We start from the raw sequence: 18,783 nt of genomic DNA, 5'->3' as shown, positions 1-18,783 counted from the left end.
GTCACCGGCTGGTGGCCGGGGTCCGGCCGTTGACGGCCGGGCGTCCGCCATGAGCCGGGCCGCCACGGGCGCCATCCTGGGCCGGGCCGCTGCCGCCGACCGCGGCTCCACGGGTCGGCCCGTGGCTCAGGCATGCCCGTCTCCCACCGCGCACGGCCCTGGCCCGCCCCCGGATCGCTCCGGCCGGGGGGCCAGGGGGAAGACCGCCGATGAGAAAGGGGTTCCGGCACACCGGTCGGGGTCCCGAGATGCACCCGTACGTCCGAGGGGGATCGCATGGCCACCGTCGAACTTCGCTTCAGCGCTCAGCCCGAGCATGTCCGGACCGCCCGCCTGGTGGCCGCTGCCGTGGCGCGCCGGGCGGGGGTGGACGAGGCGGTGCTGGACGAGGTCCGGCTCGCTGTCGGTGAGGCATGCAGCAGAGCGGTCGGGCTGCACCGCTCCCAGGGGATCACCGCGCCCGTCCATGTGGTGCTGACCGACGAGGACAAGATCTTCTCGATCGAGGTCGGGGACGAGGTCCCCGCCCTGTCCACGGAGGGCGCCGAGGGCGTTCCCGGGGCGGCTGCCGACGAGGACCCGGAGGGCGAGGACGAAATGGGTCTCGCCGTCATCCGGGGCCTGGTGGACGACCTGGAGGTCGCCGCCGGTGAGCGGGGCGGTGTCATCCGTATGAGCTGGCCCGCGTCCCCGGTGACCGTCCTGCCCTGATCCCGGCCCTGAGCCACCATCCGGCCCGCTCCGGTCCCACCGTCCGGGCCCGGTCCGGCATGCCCGCCCTGGCCTCACGGCCCGCTCCAAAATCCCTGGCGTCGGTTCCGTACGCACCGGTCCGTACCGGCCCGTAGGAACCGGCCCCGGTCCGGCGTACCCGCCTGGGTCCGGCATGTCCGGCGTACCCGCCCTGACGCGGCCGTACCCGCCGACCCCGTGCCCTGCCCCCGCCCGCCCTTCGCGCGGGCCCGGGCGGGCCCGCGCGGGTCGCCTCCCGGCCACACCTGGTACGGGCCGGACTGTGCCCCGGGAGCCCGCGCGCGGGGGCCCGCCGGAGGCCGATCATCACTCCGATGCCGGTGTTTCCGTAAACCACTTCTGTGGTCATCACACCCTGCCACCGGGGCATTTTTCCTTCCGCTAGATCATTTATCGAGATCATCGATCAAGCGTCAATGAGTTCGCCCCATTACTGCTTTCGGGCTCATTTTCGGAACTCGATCATTTGCTGAGTAGCCGCTGAAGGTCAATTGCATTTGCAGCGCCCTGTTTTGATCCCGTCCGGCTCCCTACAATCCGTCCACATCTTGCGCTCTGAACGACGTCAAGGAGGACGAATGGCGGGACTCTTCAGCTCAGAACCGACCGATCTTTCCCCTTCCCTCGCGGCTGCGGTACTCACGGACGACAATCGGCTGATCGTCATGGTCATCGCCGCTGTGGCACTGGCCGCACTGGTCGTTGCCCAAGTGCTGGTCCGGCAAGTGCTCTCCGCCGACGAGGGCACGGATTCCATGAAGAAGATCGCAGCGGCGGTGCAGGAGGGCGCGAATGCCTATCTCGCCCGCCAGCTGCGCACACTCGGCATCTTCGCCGTTGTGGTGTTCTTCCTGCTGTTGCTTCTCCCGGCCGACGACTGGTCGGAACGGGCCGGCCGATCAGTGTTCTTCCTGGTGGGTGCGCTTTTCTCGGCAGCCACCGGATACATCGGCATGCGGCTGGCCGTACGGGCGAATGTTCGTGTGGCCGCAGCCGCCCGTGAGGCGACTCCCGCGGAAGGCGAACCCGAAAAAGATCTGACCGAGGTCGCGCACAAAGCGATGAAGATCGCTTTCCGTACGGGCGGCGTGGTCGGCATGTTCACGGTGGGCCTCGGTCTGCTGGGTGCCTCCTGTGTCGTCCTCGTCTACGCCGCCGACGCCCCCAAGGTGCTGGAGGGCTTCGGCCTCGGAGCCGCGCTGATCGCGATGTTCATGCGGGTCGGCGGCGGCATCTTCACCAAGGCGGCCGATGTCGGGGCCGACCTCGTCGGCAAGGTCGAGCAGGGCATCCCCGAGGACGACCCCCGTAACGCGGCGACCATCGCCGACAATGTGGGCGACAACGTCGGGGACTGCGCCGGCATGGCTGCCGACCTCTTCGAGTCGTACGCGGTCACCCTGGTGGCGGCGCTCATCCTCGGCAAGGCGGCCTTCGGCGACGCCGGACTCGCCTTTCCGCTGATCGTCCCGGCGATCGGCGTGGTCACCGCGATGATCGGCATCTTCGCGGTCGCCCCGCGGCGCGCCGACCGCAGCGGAATGACCGCCATCAACCGCGGCTTCTTCATCTCCGCGCTGATCTCGCTCGTCCTGGTGGCCGCGGCGGTCTATCTCTACCTCCCGTCCAGCTACGCGGAGCTGGAGGGCGTCACCGAGGCCGCCATCCAGAACCACGGGGGCGACCCGCGGGTCCTCGCCGTGGTCGCCGTCGCCATCGGCATTGTGCTGGCGGCCCTGATCCAGCAGCTGACCGGGTACTTCACCGAGACCAATCGCCGTCCCGTACGGGACATCGGCAAGTCCTCGCTCACCGGCCCCGCCACCGTCATCCTCGGCGGGATCTCGCTCGGTCTGGAGTCCGCCGTCTACACGGCGCTCCTGATCGGCCTGAGTGTCTACGGCGCGTTCCTGCTCGGCGGCACCTCGATCATGCTCGCCCTCTTCGCGGTGGCGCTGGCCGGTACCGGTCTGCTCACCACGGTCGGGGTGATCGTCGCCATGGACACCTTCGGGCCCGTCTCCGACAACGCCCAGGGAATCGCCGAGATGTCCGGTGATGTCCAGGGCGCGGGCGCCCAGGTCCTCACCGACCTGGACGCGGTCGGCAACACCACCAAGGCCATCACCAAGGGAATCGCCATCGCCACGGCCGTGCTGGCGGCGGCGGCGCTCTTCGGCTCGTACCGGGACGCCATCGCCTCCGCCGCCCGTGATGTGGGCGAGAAGGTCGGCGATGGCGCGCCCATGAACCTGGTCATGGACATCTCCCAGCCCAACAACCTGGTCGGGCTGATCCTCGGCGCGGCGGTGGTCTTCCTCTTCTCCGGGCTGGCGATCAACGCGGTCTCCCGGTCCGCCGGAGCGGTCGTCTACGAGGTGCGGCGGCAGTTCCGCGAGCACCCCGGGATCATGGACTACACCGAGAAGCCGGAGTACGGGCGGGTTGTCGACATCTGCACCAAGGACGCCCTGCGGGAGCTGGCGACCCCCGGGCTGCTCGCGGTGCTCACCCCGATCGCGGTCGGCTTCTCGCTCGGTGTCGGGGCGCTCGGCGCGTTCCTGGCGGGCGCGATCGGCACCGGCACGCTGATGGCCGTCTTCCTCGCCAACTCCGGCGGGGCCTGGGACAACGCCAAGAAGCTGGTCGAGGACGGCCATCACGGCGGGAAGGGCAGCGAGGCCCACGCGGCGACCATCATCGGCGACACCGTCGGCGACCCGTTCAAGGACACCGCGGGCCCGGCCATCAACCCCCTGCTGAAGGTGATGAACCTGGTGGCGCTGCTGATCGCGCCCGCGGTCGTCCAGTTCAGCTACGGGGACGACGCCAGCCCCGCGATCAGGGCGCTGGTGGCCGTACTCGCCATCGCGATCATCGTCGGCGCGGTGTACGTGTCCAAGCGCCGGCCCCTCACCGTGGAAGGAGGCAGCCCGGCCCCGGCCGAGCACGGCGCGGCCTCACCCGACCCCGCGGTGGTGTCGTAGCCCCGGCTCGTCACCCTGGCCGGGTGGTCCCGGCTCGCGGGAGCTCAAGGGGCGGGCGGACGGCGCGTGTTGGCGCGCCGGCCGCCCGCCCCGTCCGTACCGGCCCCGTTTCCGCCGGGTCCGTCCCGGTCCCGTCCCCGTGTGCGCGGCCGGGATCGCGGCCGTGGTGAGCCTTCTCTCGTGTGGTGCAAATGGTTGCAATACCGTACGAACCTCATGAAAGGCGACCGACTGTCGCCCGCCCGACGTGTATGTTCCGGGGCCGAGGAGCCTTGGAAGGGACCGATCCGGTGAAGGTGAACAAGAAGCTCGCGGTCGCGCTGTCCGGTGGCGCGGTCCTGGTGCTGGCACTGTCGGGATGCAGCGGCGAAGAGGACAAATTCACGGTCGACGACTGGGCCAAGAAGTACTGCGACGCCGCCAAGCCGCAGCTCAAGAAGCAGGCCGCGGCCGAGGAACTGATCCGCTCGACCGCCTCCGACGGCAAGCCGGGCGACATCCAGACCGCGGACTCCCAGGCGTTCCAGGACCTCGCCGATGTCTACAAGGGGTACGCGGGCGCCTTCCGCGAGGCCGGCACCCCGCCGGTCGAGAACGGTGAGCAGCTGGTGAAGGCCGCCGCCACCGAACTGGACGCCAACGCCAAGTCGTACCTCGACCTGAAGAAGCAGGTCGACGCCCTGGACACCGGTGACCAGCAGGAGTTCGCCGATGGGCTGCGGCCCGTCGCCGACGGACTGCGGAAGATCGAGCAGAACCAGGCCGCCCGGGACCGGCTGCGCGCGGGCGAGACCGGCGAGGCGATGACCAAGCAGTCCGGCTGCAAGCCGGTGGCGCCGGCCACGGGCGGTGCCCCCTCGGGCAGCTGACCCCGTCCCCCCGCCCGGCGCCCGGGTGAGGAGACACGGCGGGGCGTCGGCGGGTGTCGGTGGCGGCGGTCACAATGGGTGGTGTGAGTACCACCCGTGCCGTTTCCGGCCTGCCCTCGCCCACCTCCGCCCCGCGGCTGCGGGACGCGCTGCTGACCGGCGCGTTCACCGCCGACGGGCTGCTCGACCTGCTCGGCGCCCCCGCGTACGCCGCCCTCGCCCGCAGTGAGACCGTCCCCGCCCTGCGCGCCACCCGGGGCGGCGATGTCCTGGACGCGCTGATACGGCTCTTCCTGCTCCAGTCGCCCGTACCGCGGGAGAGCGCGCGGGCGGCGCTGCCGCTGGCGGAGTGCCTGGCGGACGGCTGGGTCGTCGGCGACGGCGACCGGGTCCGCGCCACCGTGGACATCCGCCCCTACAGCGGCCCCGACGGCGAGGACTGGTACGTCGTCTCCGACCTCGGCTGTGCCGTCGGCGGCGCGGGCGGCTCGGCGGACCAGGACGAGCAGGTGGTGCTCGGTGTCGGCGGCGCCTCCACCACCCTCGCCGGTATCACCGTGCGCACCCCCGTGGCGAGCGCGCTCGACCTGGGCACCGGCTCCGGGATCCAGGCGCTCCACGCCGCCCAGCACGCCACCCGTGTCACCGCCACCGATCTCAACCCCCGGGCCCTGCACATCACCCGCCTCACCCTCGCGCTCTCGGCGGCGCCCGGGGCGGAGCTGCGCGAGGGGTCGCTCTTCGAGCCCGTCGCCCAGGACACCTTCGACCTGATCGTCTCCAACCCGCCGTTCGTGATCTCGCCGGGCGCCCGGCTGACCTACCGCGACGGCGGCATGGGCGGTGACGACCTCTGCCGCTCGCTCGTCCAGCAGGCCGGGGACCGGCTGAACGACGGCGGGTACGCGCAGTTCCTCGCCAACTGGCAGCACGTCGACGGCGAGCCGTGGCAGGAGCGGCTGCGCTCCTGGGTGCCGCGCGGCTGCGACGCCTGGATCGTGCAGCGCGAGGTGCAGGACATCACGCAGTACGCGGAGCTGTGGCTGCGGGACAGCGGTGACCACCGGGGCGACCCGGAGCGCTACCGCCGCCGGTACGAGGAGTGGCTGGACGAGTTCGAGGCGCGCGGCACCAGGGCCGTCGGCTTCGGCTGGATCACCCTGCGCAAGTCCGGCGCCGAGCGGCCCTCGGTGGTGGCCGAGGAGTGGCCGCACCCGGTCGAGCAGCCGCTCGGCACGAGTGTGCGGGCCCACTTCGACCGGCAGGACTATCTGCGGACCCATGACGACGCGGCGCTGCTCGCGGATCACTTCCTGCTGGCGCCCGAGGTCGGTCAGGAACAGGTCGGGCTCCCCGGCGAGGAGCACCCCGAGCATGTGGTGCTGCGGCAGAACCGCGGGATGCGCCGGGCGACCAAGGTCGACACGGTGGGCGCGGGGTTCGCCGGGGCCTGTGACGGCACCCTGCCCGCGGGGCGGATCCTGGACGCCATCGCGCAGCTCATCGGCGAGGACCCGGTGCTGCTGCGGGACCGTACCCCGCAGGCGCTGCGGCTGCTGGTGGAGGAGGGGTTCCTGGAGCCGGCGGGCGCGTTCCGCTGAGCCCCCACCCCCGATCCCCACCCCCGATCCCCACCTCCGATCCCCACCTCCGATCCCCGGCCCTGGCCCCGCCTGCGGGCGGACCGGGGGGCCGGACCAGGGTGCTGGACCGGAGGGCGGTCAGGGTGCCGGACCAGGGGGTGGAATCGGCCAAGGACCGGCCCCCGCCCGGGTGAACCCACGCGTCGTTCACCCTGAATTCGCGCCGCTGACGTCCGGAAGTGCCAGCCTCGGCCCCGCTGCCCTGAGGGGACGTTTTCCGGACCATCCGGTCAGCGCCCCGGGCATCGGGACGGAATCGGGGTAGGAAGATGGAGAGTGGACCGGCGATTTTCGCCGGAACGGCGTTCGCGCTGTTCGGGGCGGGGCTGCTGCTGTGGACCGGGGTACGGGTCGGCCAGGGCGCGCCGGTCGCCCACGGGGTGGCCACACGGCGGGCCGTCGCCGTCACCACCACCGTCGGCGCGGTCTGTCTCCTGCTCGGGGTGTGGTGCTTCGCCCGGCTCTGAGACGGCCGCAGAACACCGTCGTGCCGGTCCGGGCGGCAGGAATGGCCGGAGTCGGGTTACCGTTCGAGTGGCCGTTGCGGGCTTTCGCCGTTTGACACGGGGGCGGGTTGTACCGTCACACTCCGCAGCGGCAGCAGCACCACGCAGCAGCACGACAGCGCCACAGCGGCCGGTCCCCGGGCCTACCGCAGTGACCGCCCACCGAGTGCCGACCGGAGAGAAGAGCGAAGTTGTCCCCGACCAGCGAGACCGCACAGGGCGGCCGACGCCTCGTGATCGTCGAGTCGCCCGCCAAGGCGAAGACGATCAAGGGCTACCTCGGCCCGGGGTATGTCGTCGAGGCGAGCGTCGGGCACATCCGCGACCTCCCGAACGGCGCTGCCGAGGTCCCCGAGAAGTACACCGGTGAGGTGCGCCGTCTCGGGGTCGATGTCGAGCATGACTTCCAGCCGGTCTATGTCGTCAACGCGGACAAGAAGGCGCAGGTCAGGAAGCTCAAGGAGCAGCTCGCCGAATCCGACGAGCTCTATCTCGCCACCGATGAGGACCGCGAGGGCGAGGCCATCGCCTGGCATCTGCTCGAAGTCCTCAAGCCCAAGGTCCCCGTCCACCGGATGGTCTTCCACGAGATCACCAAGGACGCGATCCGGGACGCCGTCGCCAATCCGCGCCAGCTGAACCAGCGGATGGTCGACGCCCAGGAGACCCGCCGTATCCTCGACCGGCTCTACGGTTACGAGGTCTCGCCGGTCCTCTGGAAGAAGGTCATGCCCCGGCTGTCGGCCGGCCGGGTCCAGTCCGTGGCGACCCGTCTCGTGGTGGAGCGCGAGCGGGAGCGCCGTGCCTTCACCTCCGCCGAGTACTGGGATCTGACCGGCACCTTCGCCACCGGCCGTTCCGGCGACGCCTCGGACCCCTCCTCCTTCGTCGCCCGGCTGAACGCGGTGGACGGCCGCCGGGTCGCCCAGGGCCGTGACTTCGGTTCCGACGGCCGGCTCAAGTCCGGTCAGTCGGCCCAGGTGCTCCACTTGGACGAGGCGAACGCCCGGGCCCTGGCCGCCGCGCTGGAGCACACCTCCTTCGCGGTCCGCGCGGTCGAGTCCAAGCCGTACCGCCGCTCCCCGTACGCGCCGTTCCGCACCACGACGCTCCAGCAGGAGGCCTCCCGGAAGCTGGGCTTCGGGGCGAAGGCCACCATGCAGGTCGCGCAGAAGCTGTACGAGAACGGCTTCATCACCTATATGCGTACGGACTCCACCACGCTCTCCGAGACCGCCGTGGCGGCGGCCCGTGCGCAGGTCACCCAGCTCTACGGGGCCGGCTATCTGCCGGAGAAGCCCCGGGTCTACGCGGGCAAGGTGAAGAACGCGCAGGAGGCGCACGAGGCGATCCGGCCTTCGGGTGATCGTTTCCGCACCCCCGCCGAGACCGGTCTCACGGGTGACCAGTTCCGGCTGTACGAGCTGATCTGGAAGCGGACCGTCGCCTCTCAGATGAAGGACGCCACCGGGAACTCGGTCACCGTGAGGATCGGCGGCACCGCCGCCGACGGCCGGGACGCCGAGTTCAGCGCCTCCGGCAAGACGATCACCTTCCATGGCTTCATGAAGGCGTATGTCGAGGGCGCCGACGACCCCAACGCCGAGCTGGACGACCGCGAGCGCAGGCTGCCGCAGGTCACGGAGGGTGACACGCTCGCCGCCGACGAGATCTCGGCGGACGGTCATGCCACCAAGCCGCCGGCCCGTTACACCGAGGCGTCCCTGGTCAAGGAGTTGGAGGAGCGGGAGATCGGCCGCCCCTCCACGTATGCCTCGATCATCGGCACCATCCTCGACCGGGGCTATGTCTTCAAGAAGGGGACGGCCCTGGTGCCCTCCTTCCTGAGCTTCGCCGTGGTCAATCTGCTGGAGAAGCACTTCGGCCAGCTGGTGGACTACGACTTCACCGCGAAGATGGAGGACGACCTCGACTGCATCGCCCGGGGTGAGGCCCAGGCCGTGCCGTGGCTCAAGCGCTTCTACTTCGGCGAGACCACGGACGGGACCGCGGGCAGTACCGCCACGGCCACCGGCACCGGCGGTGCGGGCGACCACCTCGGCGGTCTCAAGGCGCTGGTCACGGACCTCGGCGCGATCGACGCACGGGAGATCTCCAGCTTCCCGGTCGGCGAGGGCATCGTCCTCCGGGTCGGCCGTTACGGCCCGTATGTCGAGCGCGGCGAGAAGGACACCGAGGGACACCAGCGGGCGGACGTCCCCGACGACCTCGCCCCCGACGAGCTGACCGTGGCGTACGCGGAGGAGCTGCTGGCCAAGCCGAGCGGTGACTTCGTGCTCGGCACCGACCCGGGCAGCGGTCATGAGATCGTCGCCAAGGACGGCCGCTACGGCCCGTATGTCACCGAGATCCTCCCCGAGGGCACCCCGAAGACCGGCAAGAACGCGGTGAAGCCGCGTACCGCGTCGCTCTTCAAGTCGATGACGCTGGACACCGTCACCCTGGAGGACGCGCTCCGGCTGATGTCGCTGCCGAGAGTCGTCGGCGCCGACGCCGAAGGGGTGGAGATCACCGCCCAGAACGGCCGGTACGGACCGTATCTGAAGAAGGGCACCGACTCGCGCTCCCTGGAGAGCGAGGACCAGCTCTTCACCATCACCCTCGAACAGGCGCTGGCGATCTACGCCCAGCCCAAGCAGCGTGGCCGGGCCGCGGCCAAGCCGCCGCTGAAGGAGCTGGGCACCGACCCGGTCAGCGAGCGTCCGGTGGTCGTCAAGGACGGGCGGTTCGGCCCGTATGTGACGGACGGCGAGACCAACGCCACCCTGCGGACCGCGGACAGCGTGGAGACGATCACGCCGGAGCGCGGGTACGAGCTGCTCGCGGAGAAGCGCGCCAAGGCCCCCGCCAAGAAGACGGCGAAGAAGGCCCCTGCCAAGAAGGCGCCCGCCAAGAAGGCCACGGCGAAGACCGCCGCGGCGAAGACGACGGCGGCGAAGACCACGGCGGCGAAGAAGACCGCCGCGAAGAAGACGGCCACCACCAAGACGGCGGCCAAGAAGACGACGACCGCGAAGAAGGCCGTGGCGAAGAAGGCGGCGGCGTCGGCGGGGACCGCGGAGGACTGATCCCCGGCCGGCTCCGGCTCCCGGCCGTACCTCTGGCCGGACCCCTCCGGTCGGTCGCCCTGCTCCGGTCGTCCGCGCCTCGCCGGTGCTTCGATCGTCTGTACGTCTCCGGTCCGCCCGCTCAGCTCCGTGCGCCTCCGGTCCGGCCGCCCCTCCGTGGGTCGCGCCGGGCCGGTCCGCCGGCCTCTGAGCGGGCGTCTTCGCAGGTCGGCGGAGTGGGGCGAAGGGCGGCCACGGAGCCGGGGGACCCGCCCGAGCTGCCCCCTGTCGCGTACCGGACACAGAGCGTCCGCACCGTTGTCCACAGGGTTGTCCACATGTTCGACGGGACTCCGCAGGGATCCCCGCGGTCCGGATAGGCTGGGCGGATGACGCGATCCGAGCAGCCGGCCGAGCAGCAGGCGGCCGTGGGCGCCGTCTCCCCGACCGCCCCCGGCCCCGACGACTCCGACGCCCTCGCCGAGGACTCCCGCGAGCGGGCGCTCCGCGCCCTGTTGCGCGTACCCAGGCTCCGCAGGCTGTGGAACGCCCAGGCGCTCGGCGGCGTCGGCGATGTGCTCACCGTCCTCGTCCTGCTGCTGCTCACCCTTCAGGTGGCGGTCACCGAGGGCACCTTCGGCGACGGCTACCGGGGCGCCGCCCTCTCCGTGGCCGCCGTCCTCGGTGCGCGCGCCCTGTCGACCGTGCTGTTCGGCGCGGTGCTGCTGGGGCCGCTGGCCGATCTCACCGGGGCGAAGGGTCCGCTCGACCGCCGCTGGACCATGATCGGGGCGGATGGGGTACGGATCGTTCTGCTCCTCCTCGCCCCGCTCTGGCTGGACTGGACCCCGGCGAACGCCGCGGTGATCCTGCTCGCCACCGTCTTTGTCACCGGAGCCGCCGAACGGCTGTGGACGGTGGCCCGGGACGGCGCCGCGCCCGGACTGCTGCCCGCGCCCCCGCTGGAGGGCGCCGCCGTGCGCCCGCTCCCCGACCACCTCTCCGTGGTGCGGCGGCTGTGGCTGCGTACCTCCTTCGTCGCCGTCCCGGTCGGTGCGGCCGTGCTGCTCGTGGCCACCCTGCTCGGGCGGGTCCTCGGCCTCGGGATCGAGTGGTTCTCGTCGCACCAGGCGGCGCTGGGCTCGTACATCGCCGCCGGGCTCTTCACGGCCTCCGTCTCGATACTCGCCTTCCTGACCCTGTCCAGCGGGCAGGCGCCCCGGCCGCGCTCCCCGCTGGAGGGGCTGCGGCGCCCCGTCCTGCGGACCGCCGCGGTGGCCGCCGAGCGGAGCCCCGGCGCGGGGAAGGCCCTCGACCTCGGGAAGCCCGGCTCCGGTGCATCCGGTTCCGGTACGCCCGGCTCGGGTCAGCCGGGTCAGTCGGGCCCGGGCAAGGCCGGCTTCGGGAAGTCCCTGAAGGTCCCCGCCTTCGGGAAGAAGCCAGCCGCGGACAGGGCGCCTGCTGACAAGGCGCCCGTGGACAAGGGCCGTACCGGCGCCATCCCGTACGCCCTCCTCGCCTGCGCCGCCGTCGCCGGAGCCATCGCGGCGGCCGTCTCCGTCTCGGTCCTGCACGCCGTCGACCTCGGCGGCGGGCCCTCCGCCTTCGCCCTGCTCGTCCTCGTCCTGACCGGCGGCACGGCCCTGGGCATCCGGGGCGCGCGCTCCGTCCTCCCCACCCTCTCGCGCAGGCGGCTGCTCGTCCTCGCGCTCACCGTCACCGGGGTCGCGCTGCTCGCGATGGGCCTCGTCCCCGACACCACCACCGTCGTCCTGCTGGCGGCCCTCGCCGGGGTGTCCGCCGGGGTCGCCGCCCAGGTCGGCCACGCTCTGATCGACCAGGAGACGGAGGTCCCCCGGCAGGCCCGGATGACCGACCACCTCCAGGCGGTCGCCCGGGTCGCGGTCGGTCTCGGCGCGCTCGGCGCACCGCTGCTGGCCGCCGCGATCGGCCCGCACCGGCTGGTCGTCGGGGACACCGTGCTCGCCCATGGCGGCGCGGCCTTCACCCTGATGCTCGCGGGCGCGCTGCTGCTGCCGGTCGCCGCCGTCGTGCTGGCCCGGATCGACGACCGGGCGGGGGTGCCGCTCCGCCGCGATCTGGGCGAGGCGCTGCGCAAGGGTTCCGACCCCGCCCAGGCCCCCGCCGCCACCGGCTTCTTCATCGCCCTGGAGGGCGGCGACGGAGCCGGGAAGTCCACCCAGGTGCAGGCGCTCGCCGAGTGGATCCGCAACAAGGGCCATGAGGTCGTGGTCACCCGGGAGCCCGGCGCGACCCCGGTCGGCAAGCGGCTGCGGTCGATCCTGCTCGATGTGGCCTCCGCCGGTCTCTCCAACCGCGCCGAGGCGCTGCTGTACGCGGCGGACCGCGCCGAGCATGTCGACTCGGTGGTCCGGCCCGCCCTGGAGCGGGGCGCGGTGGTCATCACGGACCGGTACATCGACTCCTCCGTCGCCTACCAGGGCGCGGGCCGTGATCTCTCTCCCACGGAGATCGCCCGGATCTCGCGGTGGGCCACCGACGGCCTCGTACCGCATCTGACCGTGCTGCTGGATGTCTCGCCGGCGACCGCCCGGGAGCGGTTCACGGAGGCCCCGGACCGGCTGGAGTCGGAGCCGGTGGAGTTCCACCAGCGGGTGCGCTCCGGTTTTCTCACCCTGGCCGCGAGCGACCCGGCGCGCTATCTGGTGGTCGACGCCGGGCAGGAGCCGGAGGCCGTCACCACCGTCGTACGCCACCGTCTCGACCGGATGCTGCCGCTCTCGGAGGCCGAGGTGCGGGCCGCCGAGGATGCCCGCCGCCGCGAGGCCGAGCGGATCGCCGAGGAGGCGCGCCGCAAGGCCGAGGAGGAGGCCGCCCGCAAGGCCGAGGAGGAGCGGCTGGAGCGGGAGCGCCAGGAGCAGCTCGCCCGGCTGCGCGCCGAGGAGGAGGCCCGCCGCGAGGCGGAGGAAGAGGAGGCCCGCCGTCGCGAGGCCGAGCGGCTGGCCGAGGAGGCCCGGCAGCACGCGGAGGAGGCCCGGCGTCTCGCCGAGGAGGAGCGCCGCAAGCGGGAGGCCGAGGAGCGGGCCCGCCGGGAGGAGCAGGAGCGGCTCCGCAGGCTGGCGGAGGAGCAGGCCCGGCTGCGGGCGGAGGCGGAGGAGCGCCGCCGGGAGAAGCAGCGCAAGGCGGAGGAGGCCCTGCTCAGGGCCGAGGAGGCGCGCCGCGCCGCCGAGGAGCAGCGGGCCGCCGATGAGCGGCGCGCTGCGGAGGAGCGGCGTGCGGCGGCGGCCGTGGCGGCTGTGGCGGCCCGTGAGGCGGAGCTCAGGGCGGCTCGTGAGGCCGAGATCGCGGCGCAGGAGCGGACCGTGGAGACCCCGCTGCCGACGGGCGGGTCCACCGGTCCCGATGATGAGATCACCGTGGTCACGCCGGTGGTACGGCCGGACGACGAGACCCAGGAGGTGCCGACGACCCCGCCGGGCGGCCGGTCCTCGGCGATGGACGAGACGGCCGTACTGCCCCCGGTGCGGGATGTCGAGGAGACCGCGGTGCTGCCTCCCGTACGGGACGCGGACGAGACGGCGGTACTCCCTCCGGTACGGGACGAGGGCCCGGCGGACCGGGTTCCGCCGGGGTACTTCCGCGATGAGTCCGGGCCGTCCGGGGCGTCCCGGTCGTCCGGGGCGGCGGAGGGGCGCGGCAGGGGTGCCGGTTCCGATGACCGGACGAAGGAGCTGCCGCAGGTCGACGCCGAGACGGGGCGTCCGCGCCGCCGTCCGGCGTGGGCGGAGGAGACCCCGCTGGACGATCTGCCCTCCCTCGCCGACGAGCTGCTCGGGGGCTATGACGACCCCACCGGGCACGCGTCCGGCCGCGGGGGCTCCGGTTCCGGTTCAGGCTCCGGCTCCGGTTCCCGTTCCGGTGACGACGGGGGCCGGCGCCGCTGACACCGTGGGCCCGCGGGCCCGTGCGGCCCGGATCCGTTCCCGTGCGGGGTCCGTTCCCGTGCGGGTGCGGCCCGTCCGGGGGCGGGGTGCGGCGCCGTGGCCCAGGAGCCGGGCTGTCGCCTGGCCCAGGGGCCGGGCTGTCGTACGTCTCCGCCGCAGGCTGTCGTACCCCTCCGTCACAATGGAGGGAGTCGCGACGGAGGCGGTGGGGAGCAGGGAGCCGCCGGGTCCGCCAGGGCGCGCGGCGGTGGACAGGGACCAGGCACAAGGGCTCGCTCGACCGGGCCGACCGAGCCAGAGGAACAGGTGACGGCAGATGGCCGTATGGGACGATCTCGTCGGCCAGGAACGGGTGGCGGAGCGGCTCATCGAGGCCGCCCGGGACGCCGACGCCTTTGTCACCGCCGTCGGCCGGGGCGAGGCCCCGCCCGAGGCGTCGCGGATGACCCACGCCTGGCTGTTCACCGGCCCGCCCGGGGCCGGGCGGGTCACCACCGCGCACGCCTTCGCCGCCGCCCTCCAGTGCGTCAGCCCCGACCGGGCGCTGGGCGGGGTGCCCGGCTGCGGCTTCTGCGACGGCTGCCACACCGCGCTGGGCGGCACCCACGCGGACATCACCTCGGTCGCCGCGATCGGCGCCCAGATCCTCGCCGACGACATGCGGGACACCGTCCGCAAGTCGTTCACCTCGCCCGCGAACGGCCGCTGGCAGGTCATCCTGGTCGAGGACGCCGAGCGGCTGAACGAGAAGTCGGCCAACGCCGTGCTGAAGGCGGTCGAGGAGCCCGCGCCGCGCACGGTCTGGATGCTCTGCGCGCCCTCCCTGGAGGACGTCCTGCCGACGATCCGCTCCCGGTGCCGCCATCTGACGCTGCGCACCCCGCCGGTCGCGGCCGTCGCCGACTTCCTCGTCCGCCGTGACGGGATCGAGCCGCAGGCCGCCGAGGCCGCCGCCCGTGCCACCCAGGGCCATGTGGAGCGCGCCCGTCGTCTCGCCACCGACCCGGGGGCGCGGGAGCGCCGCGCCGCCGTGCTGAAGCTCCCGCTGCGGGTGGACGACATCGGTACCGCGCTCAAGGCGGCGCAGGAGCTGGTCGACGCCGCGGCCGAGGACGCCAAGCAGGTCGCCGAGGAGATCGACACCAAGGAGACCGAGGAGCTGAAGGCCGCGCTCGGCGCGGTCCAGGGCGGCCGGATGCCCCGGGGCACGGCCGGGGTGATGAAGGATCTGGAGGACCGCCAGAAGCGCCGGCGTACCCGTACCCAGCGGGACAGCCTGGATCTGGCCCTCAGCGAGCTGACCGGTTTCTATCGGGATGTCCTCGCTCTTCAGCTGGGTTCCGGTCTGGCCCTGGCCAATGGTGAGGTATGGGACGCCCTGGACCGGGTCGCCCGCGCCTCGACCCCGGAGCGCACGCTGCGGCGTATCGAGGCGGTGCTCGCCTGCCGGGAGGCGCTGGACGCGAATGTGGCGCCGCTGCTGGCGGTGGAGGCGATGACGATGGCGCTGCGGGCGGGCTGACCCCCATACCCGCTCATGGGGTCGGTCATGGGTCGGCACCCGCTCATGGGGTCGGTCATGAGGTCGGCCGGGTGCCGGGTCATGAGACCTCTGACGTGCACGCCGATGCGACGATTCACCCTTTCGTGACTGTAGGGGAATCTTTCGGGCGCGTTCCCCTACGCTCCGGGAATGGATCCGAGGCGCTCGCTCCGCAGTTTCCTTCTCGCGTCGTCGGTGGTCGCCGTCCTGCTGGCCGCCGGCTGTACGGACACGGGCCCCGGACCGGGCGGAACGGCACGGGACCCGGCGCGGGCGGGCGCCGTACCCGCTCCGGACTCCGCCGCCCTGCGGCCGTACTACACCCAGCGTCCCGCCTGGCGGGAGTGTCCGGAGAGCCCCGGTTTCCAGTGCACACGGCTGACCGTGCCGCTCGACCACGCCCGCCCCGGTGGCCGGCGGATCACCCTGGCGGTCGCGCGCACCCGGGCCACGGGACCGGGCGAGAAGCTCGGTTCGCTGCTGGTCAACCCGGGTGGACCGGGCGGTTCCGCCGTCGAGTACCTCCAGATGTTCGCGGGCACCGGCTACCCCGCCCCGGTCCGCGCCCGCTATGACATGGTCGCCGTCGACCCCCGGGGCGTGGCCGGGAGCGAGCCCGTCACCTGTCTGAGCGGGCCGGAGATGGACACGTACACCCAGGTCGACCAGACCCCCGACGACCCGGCGGAGGAGCGCCGGCTCGCCACCGCCCACCGGTCCTTCGCCGAGGGCTGCGCCAAGCGGTCCGCCGCGCTGCTGCCGTATGTCTCCACCGTGGACACGGCCCGGGACATGGATGTGCTGCGCGCGGTCCTCGGCGACGAGCGGCTGGCCTATGTCGGGGCGTCCTACGGCACCTTCCTCGGCGCGACCTACGCCGAACTCTTCCCGCGCCGGGCCGGGCGGCTGGTGCTGGACGGCGCGCTGGACCCCTCCCTCTCCGCCCGGCGGGTCAACCAGGACCAGACGGCCGGTTTTGAGACGGCCTTCCGCTCCTTCGCCGCCGACTGTGTGACCCGGCGGGACTGCCCGCTCGGCACCGGTTCCACAACGGAGGCCGCCACCCGGCTGCGGGGGCTGTTCACCCGGCTCGACGCCCGGCCGCTGCCCACGGGGGAGCCCCGGCGGCTGGGTGAGGCGCTGGCGACCACCGGGGTCCTGGCCGCGATGTACGACGAAGGGGCCTGGCCGCAGCTGCGCGAGGCGCTCGACGCGGCGCTGAGCGGGGACGGGGCCCCGCTCCTCGCCCTCGCCGACAGCTACTACGAGCGTTCCGGCGACGGCTCGTACTCCAATCTGATGTTCGCCAACGCGGCGGTGAACTGCCTGGACCTGCCGCCCGCCTTCACCGGCCCCGCCGAGGTGGAACGGGCGTCCGCCGACTTCGAGAAGGTCTCCCCGGTCTTCGGCCGCGGCTTCGCCTGGGCGGCGATGAACTGCGCGTACTGGCCCGCCCCCGCCACCGGCACCCCGCACCGGATCACCGCCGAGGGCGCCCGTCCGATCCTGGTCGTGGGCACCACCCGGGACCCGGCGACCCCGTACCGCTGGGCCCGCGCGCTGGCCGGCCAGCTGGCGTCGGGGCGGCTGCTCACCTACGAGGGCGATGGGCATACGGCGTACGGGCGGGGGAGCGACTGTGTCGATACGGCGATCAACCGCTATCTCCTGGAGGGCACGGTTCCGCGCGAGGGGACGCGTTGCCGCTGAGCCCTCCGTTCGCCCCCGGGCGCGGTGCTCAGTGCTGGCCGCCGGTGGCCCGGAAGCCGGCCGGTACGAGGGCGACGACCAGCAGGGTCACCACGGCCACGATGCCGACCGAGACGAACGCGGTGGTGGTCAGCGCACTGTCGAACGCGGCCCGGCCGGCCCGGAGCAGTGCGCTGCCCGTATTGCCGCCGATCCCCTCCGCCAGCTCCCAGGCGCCGCCGATCGACTCGCGCGCCTGCTCGGGCCGCCCGGTCATATGGCTCGCGTACACCGCGCCATGGATCGAACCGAGCAGTGCGACCCCGAGCCCGACGCCCAGTTCATAGCTGGTCTCGGAGACCGCCCCGGCCTGCCCGGCCCGCTCCGCGGGGACCGCCGAGACCAGGACGGAGGAGGCGGTGGTGATCGCCACACCGTCGCCGAGGCCCAGCGTGACCAGGACGACCGCGACATAGCTGTAGGTGGTCGGCTCCGGCGACAGCGCCAGCACCAGAAAGCCCGTGACCACCCCGCCGAGGCCCAGCGCCATGATCGTCCGGACGGTGATCCGCTCCATCAGCAGGGGCGCCAGCAACGCCCCGGCCAGCATGGCGAGCGCGGCGGGCAGGGTGCGCAGCCCGGCCTGGGAGGGCGTGTAGCCGTGGACGTACTGGAGCCAGAGCGAGAGCAGGAAGAGGGCCGCGCCGATCGCGAGCATCGCCATCAGGATCGCGAGCGCGGCGGCGGTGAAGGCGCGGTTCAGGAAGAGCCGTACATCCAGCAGTGGGTCCCTCAGCCGCAGCTGACGGCGGGTGAAGAGGACCAGCGCCAGCACCCCGCCGATCAGCACCAGGAGGTCCGCGGGGGCCGGGCTGCCCTTGGCGACATGCTTGATGCCCCAGGCCAGCGCGATCACTCCGATGACGGAGAGCACCGCGCCGAAGTAGTCGAGCGGGTCATGGCCCAGGTCCTTCACCTCGGGCAGCAGCCAGAGCCCGGCGAGCACGGTGACCACGACGATCGGCACATTGACCCAGAACGCCGCCGACCAGCCGTACTGCTCCACGAGCACCCCGCCCACCAGCGGCCCGATGGCGGCCCCGGCCCCGGCCACGGCGGCCCAGATCCCGATGGCCAGCGCCCGCTCCCGGGCGTCGGTGAAGATGTTCCGGATCAGCGACAGCGTGGACGGCATCACCATGGCCCCGCCGATGCCCAGCAGCACCCGCCCGGCGATCAGCTGCCAGGTGGTGGCGGAGGTCGCCGCGACGACGGACGCCAGACCGAAGATGACGATCCCGATGATGAAGAGCAGCTTCCGCCCGTACCGGTCCCCGACCGCCCCGGTGGTGACCAGCAGTCCCCCGAGGACCAGCCCGTACACATCGATGATCCACAGCTGGGAGATCGCCCCGGGCTCCAGATCGTCGATGAGCGAGGGCAGCGCCACATTGAGGATGGTGGCGTCCATCGCCACCAGCAACAGGCTGGCGCAGAGCACCGAGAGCATGGCCCACCGCCCGGCCCCCCGACTCCCGGCTCCGCCCACAGCGTCGTCCCTTCAGGGGTCGGATTGCCCTGATACTCCGATTTATCCTGCCGCTCAGTATCCCCTCCCTCACTCTCCGCCCCGCAACTCGAACCCCCGCCCCGACCTCTGCCCGGCCCCCGCCTCACCTTCCGCCCGACCCCCGCCCGGCCCCCCGTCCCCGCCCCGGTAATGGTCCAGGGCACCCGGCGCGACCCTGTAGACTTAGCGCCGCTGCTGATCCGAACGCGGTATCGGTCGTACGGGTATA

The 18,783-nt window shown here is 72.7% G+C and carries 10 protein-coding genes; 9 read left to right on the top strand and 1 reads right to left on the bottom strand.

Annotation, left to right across the window (positions count from 1 at the left end):
• The first annotated feature begins 276 nt into the window (after window positions 1–276).
• The 9 genes from ABT354_RS05675 to ABT354_RS05635 all read left to right on the top strand — a co-directional run bounded on the left by ABT354_RS05675 (window position 277) and on the right by ABT354_RS05635 (window position 17,005).
• Window positions 277–711: an ATP-binding protein gene (locus ABT354_RS05675; protein ID WP_351489497.1), complete on the top strand. Its 435-nt coding sequence runs from the start codon at window positions 277–279 to the stop codon at window positions 709–711.
• A 620-nt stretch (window positions 712–1,331) separates the two neighbouring features.
• Window positions 1,332–3,740 carry a sodium-translocating pyrophosphatase gene (locus tag ABT354_RS05670; RefSeq protein ID WP_351489494.1) on the top strand — a complete coding sequence of 803 codons (2,409 nt, stop codon included), beginning with the start codon at window positions 1,332–1,334 and terminating at the stop codon, window positions 3,738–3,740.
• A gap of 272 nt (window positions 3,741–4,012) precedes the next feature.
• A complete protein-coding gene (locus tag ABT354_RS05665) occupies window positions 4,013–4,609 on the top strand; it encodes a small secreted protein (RefSeq protein WP_351489492.1) in 597 nt (198 codons plus the stop codon).
• Between the two features lie 74 nt (window positions 4,610–4,683).
• Window positions 4,684–6,210: a DUF7059 domain-containing protein gene (locus tag ABT354_RS05660; protein WP_351489489.1), complete on the top strand. Its 1,527-nt coding sequence runs from the start codon at window positions 4,684–4,686 to the stop codon at window positions 6,208–6,210.
• A 311-nt stretch (window positions 6,211–6,521) separates the two neighbouring features.
• Window positions 6,522–6,719 carry a hypothetical protein gene (locus tag ABT354_RS05655; protein ID WP_351489486.1) on the top strand — a complete coding sequence of 66 codons (198 nt, stop codon included), beginning with the start codon at window positions 6,522–6,524 and terminating at the stop codon, window positions 6,717–6,719.
• 230 nt (window positions 6,720–6,949) lie between these two features.
• Window positions 6,950–9,847: a type I DNA topoisomerase gene (gene topA, locus ABT354_RS05650; protein WP_351489484.1), complete on the top strand. Its 2,898-nt coding sequence runs from the start codon at window positions 6,950–6,952 to the stop codon at window positions 9,845–9,847.
• 368 nt (window positions 9,848–10,215) lie between these two features.
• Window positions 10,216–13,752 carry a dTMP kinase gene (gene tmk / locus ABT354_RS05645; protein ID WP_351489482.1) on the top strand — a complete coding sequence of 1,179 codons (3,537 nt, stop codon included), beginning with the start codon at window positions 10,216–10,218 and terminating at the stop codon, window positions 13,750–13,752.
• Window positions 13,753–14,068: 316 nt separating this feature from the next.
• Window positions 14,069–15,274 (top strand): DNA polymerase III subunit delta', encoded by a 1,206-nt coding sequence (locus ABT354_RS05640; RefSeq protein WP_351489480.1) that lies wholly within the window; start codon window positions 14,069–14,071, stop codon window positions 15,272–15,274.
• A gap of 171 nt (window positions 15,275–15,445) precedes the next feature.
• A complete protein-coding gene (locus ABT354_RS05635; RefSeq protein WP_351489477.1) occupies window positions 15,446–17,005 on the top strand; it encodes an alpha/beta hydrolase in 1,560 nt (519 codons plus the stop codon).
• Between the two features lie 28 nt (window positions 17,006–17,033).
• Here the strand turns inward: ABT354_RS05635 and ABT354_RS05630 are convergent, their stop codons facing one another.
• Window positions 17,034–18,494 carry an MFS transporter gene (locus ABT354_RS05630; RefSeq protein ID WP_351489475.1) on the bottom strand — a complete coding sequence of 487 codons (1,461 nt, stop codon included), beginning with the start codon at window positions 18,492–18,494 and terminating at the stop codon, window positions 17,034–17,036.
• Window positions 18,495–18,783 lie beyond the last annotated feature (289 nt).

This window comes from Streptomyces sp. NPDC000594 (assembly GCF_040299965.1).
Lineage (GTDB): Bacteria > Actinomycetota > Actinomycetes > Streptomycetales > Streptomycetaceae > Streptomyces.
Note: the sequence above shows the minus strand (reverse complement) of the source record. Positions and strands in the feature narration are given on the sequence as shown.